A 12,229-nucleotide genomic window follows, 5' to 3' on the forward strand; every position below is an offset into this window, starting at 1 on the left:
TTCATGTGAACAGTGCACCCAAGTATGCACAGTCTCTATTCATGAACAAGAATAACAATAGAATTGTAGGGAGTAGAAATGAGAAAACTATTAATCAGCAGCAGCATCGCCGTGGCATTAGGCTTGGCGGGTTGTGGTGGTGGCGAAACAATCGCTGACATCGAAGCTGAAGTACCGGTGCAGCAACCGTTATCACGCATCGTCTTTGATCCAGCTAATGGCGATCTAAATATCCCTAACGACTTACTGATGTTGCCAAGCGCTGACGGATTTTTTGATTACACGCTAAATATCCCCGTAGCTGATCCAACTAATTTCGGTGATCCGCAAAATGCATTAAATGTGTTAGACGGATGGGCGACAAGTCATCCGTTTGTGATCAATGTAGATACACCAGAGGGTGTTTCACTTGATGAAAGTACTTTGGCCGCGGGTGTTCACTTGTTTGAAGCTACTTTGGGTCTTGATCAGAGTGACCCAACGTGTGCAGCAATCCAAATTCCGAGTGCTGGTTGTAAGATTGGTGACGAGCTAGTATTCGGTCAAGATTTTGTCATGACATTAGCGGGGCCTGGCACCATTAACGTGGTTCCATTGCGTCCATTGAAGGCTGGTTCTGGGCACGTACTGGTTATGACTGACGGGCTAAAAGATACGACAGGTACTTCAGTTGCTGGTTCAACAACGTGGGACTTGGTTAAGCAAGACCCTGCCGTTTTGCCTTTATCAAGCCAATCTCAACTTGATCTACAAAACCTAATCAATTCACACATCTTGGCATTATCAAATGCTGGATTTACGCGTGACGAGATCACTTACGTTTCTGCCTTTACGACGCAATCGACTGTGTCAACTATGGATACATTGAAGCAAGTCATGATCGCTGAATTCGCGGCTAGGGCACAGGCAGGAGACCCTACCGCTGGGCAAGCATTACCGGCAATTGTAGTCACTGATGCGACTGGCCCTCAAAACTCCATGGAAACATTGGGTTTAGTGACAGCTGAGGCTGTGGCGGGTGCAGTACAATTTGGTATTAGTCAGTTACCACCAGAAGCTGCGCCGCTTATCCCAGCGATTGAAGCTACAGACTTCTCTGCCTTGCAAACCTGTAATGGCCTGTTTGGCACTGTGGGTGGTCAATTGGCTCCAGTTTGGGGGGCGGTGAATGACTTCGCGGCAGGTGTTGCAACGGGTATCCTTCAACAGGTAGGCCCTTTCTGTGCAGCAACACGCATGGAAGGTACTATTTCTCTTCCATACTACCTTGCGATTCCTTCAGCGGAAAATCCTTTGGCGCCTGTTAACCAATTTTGGGAAGCAGCCTGTGACAGCGGTATCGTATTGGCCGGTGCGCCTGCAGAGGTGTTAGCTGCGGCAACGCCAGGTCCAAATGCGGCGTTCTGCCAACAGGTGGGCTTGGCTGATTTACGCATCAACGGTGAAAAGCTGGATAAGGCACGAAACATCACTAAATTTAACCCAGTACCTCAGCCTAAAGGTGGTAATGATGGGGATGAAACACTAGATGTTCAGATTACTATACCTAATCCAACATTTGCCGCTGCGATGGGATTCTCTATCGAGCAACCAGCTGAAGGTTGGCCAGTTGTTATGTTGGCGCACGGTATAACGTCTAAGAAAGAAGATATGCTGGCAATCACTGGTACACTAGCGCTAGCGGGTTATGCAACGGTGGCAATTGATCAACCATTACACGGCAGTCGTGGTTTCGATTTGACCGGTGATGGCATTGATGATTTGAATGCGACTGAAGTGTCAGCAACGCACTATATGAACTTAGCAAGCTTACCTACTGCTCGCGACAATTTGCGTCAATCGGTCGCTGATCTACTCGGCTTGCGCTTAGGCTTAAATGCATTTGTTGACGTTTCAGCGAGCCAATTAGGTAAAATTAATGCTCAAGACGTATCGATTATGGGCGTTTCACTTGGTGCGATTACGGGCGGTAACTTTGCGGCCGTTGCGAACACTACACTAGGTAATCCGGCCATAGACGCGATGTTTGGAATTAAAGCGGCATCGCTTGAATCTCCAGGCGGCGGTGTAGCGTCATTCCTACTTGAAAGTAATGCGTTTGGTGGTCTTATTAAGGGTCTGTTGTTGAGCCAATCTTCTGAAGATTTCCAAGGTTTGCTTATGCAACTATACGGCACAACAGATGTTTCCGAGGCTCAGTTAGTGGGTGCTGTAAATGCATTCCTCGGTGCATTAACGGATGAGCAAGCGGCCGCAGTAAATGCTGTGTTTGCACAGTTTGCCTTTGCCGCACAGACTATGTTGGATTCTGCAGATCCGATTAACTATGCTGCGCGCCTTGGCTCAAACACACCAGTGCATATGATGACAGTTGTGGGTGACGGTGGTGAAAACTTGCCTGACCAAGTTATCCCTGTCTCAACAGCATTGCCTTTGGCTGGCCAAATTCCATTGGCGAAACAGATTGGTTTAGAGCAAGTTGTGAGCACGTTAGTGGGAGCGGATCCTGTTAGCGGTCATGTTTGGTTTAATGCTGGTGCGCACGCATCGAGCTTAAGCCCAGCCTCAAGTGCAGCGGTTACGACGGAAATGCAACGTCAAGTTGCCGGGTTCGTTGCAAGTGACGCTTTGATGATCCCAATCACTAATGAAGATGTTATTGCAAATTAATCAGTAACATTGACATCAACAAAAGCCGGCGTCATTGCCGGCTTTTTTATCTCCAAACACCGTCAAACAAGCGTTTTAAAATCATTAAAAATTATTTATAAGTCAGACTCTTGAGTTACATAAATGTAATTTATTTGTAAATATTATGTTGAGGTCTATCATCGTAGTTGGACAATAAAAAGGACACGTGCCAACCATGAATAGAATCTCAAAAACTCAGTTAAAATGGGCGATATTGCCTTTAGCTCTGGCAGGCGTTATTGCCTGTGGTGGGGATAACAATACGTTTAGTAATGTTCCAGACCGTGCTCCCCCCACAACGCCAGAAACCCCAACACCCGCAGTGCCTTTGCCTAATTTCGACGATGACGGCGTATTGGAAGCGAATATTCGTTGGACCACCTATGGCGTGCCACATGTGACGGCTGACAACCTAGAAAGCATGTCATACGGTATAGGTTATGCGTTTGCCAAAGACAATATTTGCGTATTAGCCGATCAAATCACGCGCTATAACTCTGAACGTGCAAAATATTTAGGTCCGGATAGGGTACCGGGCTCAGGTGACTCTGAGCATCTTATTAATGACTTTGGCTTTTTAACCTTAGGTATTCGCGAAATCGCTGAGCAAAATTTTGCCAGCCTTTCAGCCAATACACGCGCTATGCTTTCAGGTTATACCCAAGGTTACAATCGCTATTTGGCTGAAACCGGCACGGCGAATATTGATGGTCGATGTGCCAATATGCCATGGGTTCAGCCGATCGACAGTATTGATATGCTGACATATTCACTTGGTGTAGCGCTGCTGCCCGGTGCTGCTAATTTCCTAGGCGCGATGTTCATTGCAGCGCCGCCTGGAGAGAGTTTCTTACCTACGCCAGCAAATGCGGACACTAGTATAACGTTTGATATGTCGCCCAGTGTAGCGGTGCCAGAGGTCAATGGTCTTGATTTAGGTTCAAACGGCTGGGGGTTGGGCAGTGATGCAACTGAAAATGGCAAAGGAATACTGCTTGCAAATCCACATTTCCCGCATACGGGAGCACTGCGTTTTTGGCAGTCACACGTAACAATTCCAGGGCATCTTGATGTTATCGGTGGATCATTGATGGGGCTGCCAGGTGCGATCAATATTGGTTTTAATAAAGATGTAGCCTGGACACATACGTTCAGTACGGCTGAGCATTTTGTTGTGTACCAATTGTCGCTAGATGCTGAAGATGCATCAAATTTAACTCATAGTGTTGATGGAAGTCCGCGCTCCATTAATGCAAAAGAGTTAGAAATAGATGTAGCCGTGGGGCCAGGGCAGACCATTCGTTTAAAGAAAACCAGTTACTCAACTAACTATGGCCCAATGGTGGTTGTGCCTGGTAATTTTGAGTGGGGACCCGGTGGTAATGCATTTGCTGTTAAAGATGCCAACTTGCCAAACTTTGACGTTATTGATCATTGGCTAGCCATGAACTTGGCAACCAGTATGGATGAATTTAAACAAGCGTTTAAAGACTATGATGGGGTTATTTTTAACAATACGATGGCAACCTCCGCAGAGGGTGAAGTGTTTTACATCGACGACTCTACAGTGCCTCACTTAACGGCAACTGCTATTAATGAGTTAACAACCAATCCATTGCTCATGCAAATTCGCCAACTAGCAGGGTTTACCGTTTTACCCGGTTTCTTATCGGCATTTGATTTTGAACGCCCCGTTCCGTATGAAGAAGCGCCTAAATATGAAGGGACTGATTACGTACAAAATAGTAACGACAGCTTTTGGTTAACGAATCCAGCGAGTCCTATTACCGGGGTATCACCTCTGTATGGTCAAGTGGGCAATCAACAATCCTTACGGTCGCGTATGGCACATCAACTTCTGGCTGATGAACGCGGCGCTGATGGTTTGTTCTCGACCAGTGAAGTTGAAAGTGCGTTACTGGGTAATCGCAACTATTTAGGTGAGGCTGTGCTAGACGACTTGATCGCTACTTGCGAGCAGCAGGGGAGTGATCCAGTTAGCGTAGACGGTAATGATGTGGTTCTTACTGATGCTTGTGCGGCACTCAGTGTATGGGATGGTACGATGAATTTAATGAGTGCAGGTGCGCCGTTGTTCAGAGAATTCGCATTTCAATTTAACCGTTCGCCTCAGTGGAGCGTGCCGTTCGATGCAGAGGATCCGTTAAATACCCCAAGTGGCCTTGCAGCCAATCAAACAACGCTTGAACATTTGGCGAGAGCAGTAGTGAATATGCAAGCTGCTGGTATTGAACTAGATGCAACGTTAGGCGAAGTGCAATTCGTTGAACGTAGCACCGTTGCAGGCTTACCGTCAGGTTACAAGTTACCTTGGGGGGGAGCGCATAATATTGAAGGCGGTTTTAATGTGTTTGATACCCGCGTCAACGATCCAACGTTATTGCCTCGTCATGAATATTCACCTGTTGATCCCTCGACGCGTTTAAGTGCCGATGCTGGCGGTTACCACATTAATTATGGCAGTAGTTGGATGATTGTCATGAACTTTACTGATGCCGGCCCGCAGGGCAAAGGGATACTGAGTTATTCACAGAGCTCAAACAGAGACAGTGAACATTTCCTAGACCAAACTGAACTGTATTCATCACAGCCTCAGTTACGCCCGTTATTGTTTACTAATGAAGACATAGAATCAAATAAAATCATGGAGTTGAACCTATCTTCACAGTAATATTACTGATTCTATAGCGTTATTAACAAAGGACCTTATGGGTCCTTTGTTTTATCTACCATCAAAGTGACGAGGTTAAATTGGAATTTCTTTATCAATACGGCGTTTTTCTGGCCAAAGTAGTCACCATAGTAATTGCCATTATCGTAATCATCGCAAGCATCGCTGCACAGGCTAGTAAACAAGCACGGGACAGTGGTGAGTTATCAATTGATTCAATGTCAGAAAAGCTTGACGATCTTATTCAACACGCACGTGAAAAATTGCTGTCGAAAGACCAGCTTAAGGCACTTAAGAAAGAACAAAAAAAACAGAAAAAAGAACACAAAGAGCAAGACAAAGAGAACCACTTATTTGTCATTGATTTCAAAGGTTCAATGGATGCTCATGAAGTAGAAAACTTGCGCAAAGAAGTCACGGCGGTATTGAGTATTGCGAGTGAAAAAGACCGGGTTTTAGTCAATGTGGAAAGTGGCGGTGGTGTGGTTCACGGCTATGGACTCGCTGCGTCACAACTACAGCGCATTAAAGACAAAGGCTTGGAACTTGTTGTATCAGTTGACAAAGTGGCTGCAAGTGGTGGCTATATGATGGCGTGTGTTGCCGACAAAATTATTGCCTCTCGATTCGCGATTATTGGGTCTATTGGCGTAATAGCCCAATTACCCAACTTTAATAAGATCCTGAAGAAAAATGATATCGAATTTGAACAGCATACGGCAGGCGAATTTAAGCGTACGTTAACAATGTTTGGGGAAAACAATGATGCCGGTCGTCAAAAATTCCGCGAAGAACTCGAAGAAGTTCACGTGATGTTTAAGGGGTATGTAAAAGATAATCGCCCTGATTTGGATATTGATAATGTCGCTACAGGTGAATATTGGTATGGTGAAAGAGCGTTAGCATTAGGCCTTGTCGATGAGATCCAAACCTCTGACGATTTTATTTTAAAAGCGAACGAGGAAACGAAAGTCTTTAAAGTTGCCTATGCTGCCAAAAAGACAGTGGCAGAAAAATTAGGTTTGAGTGTGGCCAGTGGCGCAGAGCACGTTTTGATGAAATTGTGGGAACGTTCTCAATCAATTTTTAAATGAGTCAGGCAACTAAACGTAAAATAATCAGTGCGGCTGAGACTTTGTTCGCCAGCCATGGGTTCACGCACACCTCTATGCGTATGATTACGCGGCAGGCGGGCGTGAATTTATCTGCTGTAAACTATCACTTTGGCAGTAAAAAGAACCTTATTCAGGCTGTGCTTAAGTATTACTTTGATATTGTATCCCCACAGATCGACGAGCAATTAGCATTATTGCAGTCAGCCAATAATGTGAGTGTTGAGGATGTTATTCAATGCATAATCATACCCCTTAACAGTATTGAAGAGCACCGTAGTAACGGCACCGCGCGTTTCGTGCAATTGCTGGGTAGAGGTTATAGTGAGTCTCAAGGCCATTTACGTAGCTTTATCTTGGGGCACTATGGGCAGACGATGTCTGGCCTTATGCATCAGTTTAAACGCAGTGTGCCAAATGTTGATGCTGAGGAATTATTTTGGCGTCTACATTTTGCACTGGGCAGTTTCGTGTTTTCAATGGCATCAAGTGAAGCCCTGATGGACATTGCTGAAGCCGACTTTAAAGCCACGACCCACATTCAAAGTATTACTGAAAAGTTGGCTCGGTTTGTTACGGCAGGCATTTCTGGTTAACGCTCCCGTTTCCATTCATTTAATTCTGAACTAACAGCTGCGCAGCTATGCTATCTCAGCTACTATTCAGCTTTTCCTAACGAAAGAATTCCCATGACAAATTCGGTGATGGCGTTACGCAAACATGAAATGCTGACGGCGCAACGTCCATTTCTTGCACGTGGTGCTAAAATTAAGCGCTGTGAAGATTGCATTTTGCCGAAGAGGGCGTGTATCTGTGATGTAAAACCAAAGCCCGTTGCGAGAAGTGCATTTGTTTTTTTGATGTACCACGGAGAGTATTATAAACCGAGCAATACTGGTCGTCTTATTGCCGATGTCGCGCGCGAAAACTTCGCTTTCGTATGGAATCGAACGCAACCCAATGACGCATTATTAGCGTTGTTGCGTGACCCACGCTATATGCCAGTGGTGATTTTTCCGCACCAGTACGCCAGTGCTGAGCGTTGCATTTCTGAGGTTCCCAATCAAGACGGACGGATCCCGTTGTTCGTTATGCTCGATGGCACATGGCGAGAAGCACAAAAAATGTTTACCAAAAGCCCATATTTAAATGATTTTCCCGTATTGGGTATCAATCCAGAAAAATCTTCGGCTTACGTACTGAGAGAGTCTGCACATAAACATCAGTTGTGCACGGCTGAAGTAGGAGTAGCGGTGTTACGGTTGGCTGGAGATACTCATGCGGCTGAGAGCCTGGAACACTATTTTAATTACTTTCGTACGCGTTACTTGCAAGGGAAAATGCACCAATTGTAGATATAAAAAAGCCCGGTAATGACCGGGCTTTTTCTTGATTGGCGTTATTTAGTCAGCTGACGCTGGCGAGGCCATTGGCGCTTTAGCAGACGATTTAACCGATGCCATGGCTGCAAACTTACCTGAAGTAATAAGCTCTGGACGGCGTTGGTTATCAAGTTCTGAAATTGACAGTTGACCAAACTCATAGTCTACAGTTGCCGGCTTCGCCATAGGGTGGCTGGCACGTTTAATTTGTATGACCGCAAGCTTAGGTGCACTAATCTTAACTTCTGGTGACGCCTCAGTGGTTTCATCACGATTGGCCTGTGTAAACATATCAGCAACTACTGGCTTCTCGTCAGAGGTGGTTTCAGCAGAATTGGCCTCGGCTTCAGGAGCTGCAGCTTCAAGTGCCACAGGCGCTTCTTGTTGGGCGTCAGGATTACCGTCTAGTTTAACCTCATCGGCCGTCGTGTTTGCACTTACTGCTTCTGACTCATTTGATTGCTCTGCGGCGTCTGTGTCGTTTGTTGCTGCTGTGTCAGCCTTCGCTTCAACAGGCGCATCAAAATTAAGCTCATCTTGCGTTACTTCAGCTTCATCTGTTTGCTTTTTACGTTTTTGACCAGCCGCACGAGTGTGACGTGGCGTTCTACGATTACGACTATTGCCTCGGGATGATTTCTCTTCAGATTTATCTTCGCTGTTAGTCGAATCATCAGACGCTGGCTCTACCGAAGCAACATCAACTTCAGCAGGCGTTTCTTGTTTGGCAGGCTTACGCGCTTTTGGCTTGGTCGATTTAGGGGCCTTTGGCGCTTCGCTAGTTGTTTCAACGCTATCAACAGCAACATCGTTGACACTATCGGCTGCCACTTCCGCTACTTCTGGTTTGTTGGCTCGAACACTCTTTCTGTTATTACGACGTGTACGGCGCTCTTTAACGTTGCCGGATTCTTGCTCAGAACTCTGTCCAGAAACTTGATCTGTAGAATTCTGGTCAACGACCTCTTCATTCGCGTTGTTGCGTCTATTACGTCCACGTGTACGCTTATCATTTTGATTACGGCGCTGCTTTTCAGAATTTTTACTTTCTACCGCATTGCTATCATCACTTGAACGTTGCGTCTTGGCATTTCTATTATCGCTATTACGGCGTTGGTTTCCTTTCGCATTACGTGAACGGTTGTTACGTTTCTGCTGTGGACGACCGCCTTTTCTGCGCGTTTGTTTGGTTGGCTTTTGCTCTTCTTCGAACAATGACTTCAACCAACCGAACAGTTTGCTTATTACACCTGGTTCTTTTTTCTCGTTAGCCACTGGCGCAGGAGCCGGTTGCGGTGGTGCAATAAGACCTTGCAATGCTGGTTCTTCACGCTTAACTACAGGCGCTGCTGCTTTATCATTTACCTCTGAGGCAACTTCGATTAATTCAACAGAATAGCTGGCATCCGTGATCTGATCATCAACGCGTCTACGCTCGATCTTATAATGTGGCGTTTCCAAATTCGGATTTGGCAACAACAGTAATTGAACATTGTGGCGCTTTTCGATTGATTGGATCGCTTTGCGTTTTTCATTCAATAAGTATGTTGCAACACTGACAGGGAGCTGAGCTTCCAACTGATGTGTGTTCTCTTTGATGCTTTCTTCTTCAAGAATACGAAGAATAGACAATGCTAAAGATTCTGTACCACGAACCGTGCCGTGACCGCTACAACGAGGACATACGTTATATGCCGAGTCACCCAGTGAAGGGCGCAAACGCTGGCGAGACATTTCCAGTAGCCCAAATCGAGAAATTCGACCAATTTGTACACGCGCTCTGTCAGGACCTACCGCATTCTGCATACGGTTTTCTACTTCGCGCTGATTGCGTACAGGTGTCATATCGATAAAGTCGATAACCACGAGACCACCTAAATCGCGTAAGCGAAGTTGACGGGCAATTTCATCAGCAGCTTCTAAATTGGTATTTAGTGCTGTTTCTTCAATATCACCGCCTTTAGTAGCACGGGCTGAGTTAATATCGATTGAGGTCAATGCTTCAGTTGGGTCAATCACGATTGAACCACCAGATGGCAGACGCACTTCACGTTGGAAAGCTGACTCGATTTGGCTTTCAATTTGATAATGGCTAAATAACGGTACTTCGCCTTTATATAGCTTAACCCGGTTCACAAAATCAGGACGAACCAACTGAATGTGTTGCAAGGCCTGTTCGTATACGCTTTGCTTGTCGATTAGTATTTCACCAATGTCGCGACGTAAATAGTCACGGATAGCACGTACAATGACATTACTTTCTTGGTGGATAAGGAATGGAGCAGGGCGCTCTTCAGCGACTTTACTGATGGCATTCCAGTGCGTGATCAGCACACTTAAATCCCATGCTAGCTCTTCATAGGACTTTCCAACACCCGCTGTGCGTACAATTAGACCCATACCGGTTGGTAAATCTAACTGGTTAAGTGCTTGTTTTAACTCTGTACGTTCATCACCCTCGATACGACGAGATATACCGCCTGCACGGGGGTTATTCGGCATCAGTACTAAGTAACTACCTGCAAGTGAGATAAAGGTCGTTAGCGCCGCACCCTTTTGGCCACGCTCTTCTTTATCAATTTGGATGATGACTTCTTGGCCTTCCTTGATCACATCTTTGATGCTAGGGCGGCCATCGAACTTGTAACCTTCAGGGAAATAAGTTTTGGCAATTTCTTTGAGGGGAAGAAAACCGTGGCGTTCTGCGCCGTAATCGACAAATGCAGCTTCTAAACTTGGCTCAACGCGGGTAATGGTTCCCTTGTAAATGTTGGCCTTTTTTTGTTCGTGCCCAGGGCTTTCAATATCGAGATCGTAGAGTTTTTGCCCATCTACAAGGGCGACCCGCAACTCTTCTTGCTGAGTTGCATTGATCAACATTCTTTTCATTTCATCTTTCTCAGTTCTTCACCGATAAAGACACACAGCAGGACCGCACGACTGTACGGGACGTCATCACGACGAGCGCTAGCGCGAGAAGCCAATTAACTCTGAGGTGCGACCTAATATTCAGGCAGGCCGTGTATTTCACCTAATCTGAGTGTCGGGGAGGCGAGTCCCTTAAGTTCTTTATTTTCTAATACTAAGCGTTGGTTACGTGCTTAGTACTTATCCAATTCTGTATTTGTATTTATCGGCGATATTCTATGTTTATCGCTAGCAAATGCCCCCTGTATTAGCCGTGGCCGGGGTGTATTCTCAATTACATTTGCTGAAATTTGTATCTCTAGCGTGCGTTAATATTATCGCTACGCGATACTCGGTCCGTATGAAGTCTGAGCGTTTGTATTGTATGGACGCTTGCTTCGGACGGCGTATTATCGCTTTTTTTACCCTGAGTAGCAAGCAATCAAAATAATAATGGGTTTGCTGCGGAATTGAGGTAAACTGCGCGCCATGCAAGCAGACTCAAATCCTAACAACCAAGTCCAGTTTCATGAAATTGATGAAGATCATCAAGGACAACGCGTGGACAATTATTTACTGGCTAAGCTGAAAGGTGTGCCTAAGAGTTTGGTCTATCGCATTGTGCGTAAAGGCGAGGTACGGGTAAATAAAAAGCGGGTTAAACCAGAGTATAAATTGCAGGCAGGTGATACGTTACGTATTCCACCGGTAAGACAATCTGAGCCCAATGCGTTACCTTCAGTAAAATTAGATAAAGTCGCTAATCTCGAAAGTTTTATTTTGTATGAAGATGATCGATTGATGGTGATAAATAAGCCCAGTGGACTCGCTGTACATGGCGGTAGCGGTTTAAGTTTTGGCCTTATTGAAGGGTTAAGAGCGTTGCGCCCGCAGGCCAAGTTTATGGAATTAGTGCACCGTCTGGATAGAGAAACGTCTGGATGTATTTTGGTTGCCAAAAAACGCTCTGCATTGAAACATTTACATCAACAACTTAGAGATAAGCACGTTGATAAGCGTTATTGGGCGTTGGTCTCCGGTCAATGGCCAGACAATCGATTTAAGGTAAAAGCACCGCTGCATAAGAATGTCTTGCAATCAGGTGAACGAATGGTGTTTGTGAACCCACAGGGCAAACCTTCAGAAACACGTTACCGTATTTTATCTGCGTTTGAAAAATGTACGTTAGTAGAAGCATCACCTATTACAGGGCGTACTCATCAGATCCGAGTGCACTGTCAGCATGCGGGTCACTCTATTGCGTGCGATCCTAAATATGGTGATCCTGTTTTTGATCAACATATGAAATCACTGGGTTTAGATCGGCTTTTTTTGCACGCTCGCTCAATTGCGTTTATTCACCCCCAAACTGAGAAGCAAGTAAGGTTCGAAGCACCTCTGGATGCCGCGTTGACTCAAGTATTAGCAAAACTAGAAGAGTAAGG

At 45.5% G+C, this 12,229-nt stretch carries 7 protein-coding genes; 6 read left to right on the top strand and 1 reads right to left on the bottom strand.

Features of this window, described 5'->3' with window-relative positions; genetic code table 11:
* Positions 1 to 78 precede the first annotated feature (78 nt).
* The 5 genes from CSH93_RS01105 to CSH93_RS01125 all read left to right on the top strand — a co-directional run bounded on the left by CSH93_RS01105 (position 79) and on the right by CSH93_RS01125 (position 7,850).
* A complete protein-coding gene (locus CSH93_RS01105) occupies positions 79 to 2,670 on the top strand; it encodes a VolA/Pla-1 family phospholipase (protein ID WP_100641084.1) in 2,592 nt (863 codons plus the stop codon).
* Positions 2,671 to 2,866: 196 nt separating this feature from the next.
* Positions 2,867 to 5,383: an acylase gene (locus CSH93_RS01110; RefSeq protein ID WP_100641086.1), complete on the top strand. Its 2,517-nt coding sequence runs from the start codon at positions 2,867 to 2,869 to the stop codon at positions 5,381 to 5,383.
* Positions 5,384 to 5,463: 80 nt separating this feature from the next.
* Positions 5,464 to 6,477 (top strand): protease SohB, encoded by a 1,014-nt coding sequence (gene sohB, locus CSH93_RS01115; RefSeq protein WP_100641088.1) that lies wholly within the window; start codon positions 5,464 to 5,466, stop codon positions 6,475 to 6,477.
* Entirely contained in the window at positions 6,474 to 7,091 is a 618-nt protein-coding gene (locus tag CSH93_RS01120; RefSeq protein ID WP_100641090.1) for a TetR/AcrR family transcriptional regulator, read from the top strand. Before sohB ends, CSH93_RS01120 begins: the two co-directional genes overlap by 4 nt.
* A 93-nt stretch (positions 7,092 to 7,184) precedes the next feature.
* A complete protein-coding gene (locus CSH93_RS01125) occupies positions 7,185 to 7,850 on the top strand; it encodes a tRNA-uridine aminocarboxypropyltransferase (RefSeq protein ID WP_240615459.1) in 666 nt (221 codons plus the stop codon).
* Positions 7,851 to 7,898: 48 nt separating this feature from the next.
* Here CSH93_RS01125 and rne read toward each other — a convergent pair whose 3' ends face one another.
* Positions 7,899 to 10,766 (bottom strand): ribonuclease E, encoded by a 2,868-nt coding sequence (rne, locus tag CSH93_RS01130; protein WP_205663170.1) that lies wholly within the window; start codon positions 10,764 to 10,766, stop codon positions 7,899 to 7,901.
* Between the two features lie 507 nt (positions 10,767 to 11,273).
* Between rne and rluC the strand changes: the two genes are divergently transcribed.
* The gene (rluC, locus tag CSH93_RS01135; RefSeq protein ID WP_100641094.1) at positions 11,274 to 12,227 is read left to right on the top strand and encodes a 23S rRNA pseudouridine(955/2504/2580) synthase RluC; all 954 of its coding nucleotides are present in this window, start codon (positions 11,274 to 11,276) and stop codon (positions 12,225 to 12,227) included.
* Positions 12,228 to 12,229 lie beyond the last annotated feature (2 nt).

It is taken from the genome of Neoalteromonas facilis, from assembly GCF_002807665.1.
Taxonomy (GTDB): domain Bacteria; phylum Pseudomonadota; class Gammaproteobacteria; order Enterobacterales; family Alteromonadaceae; genus Alteromonas_E; species Alteromonas_E facilis.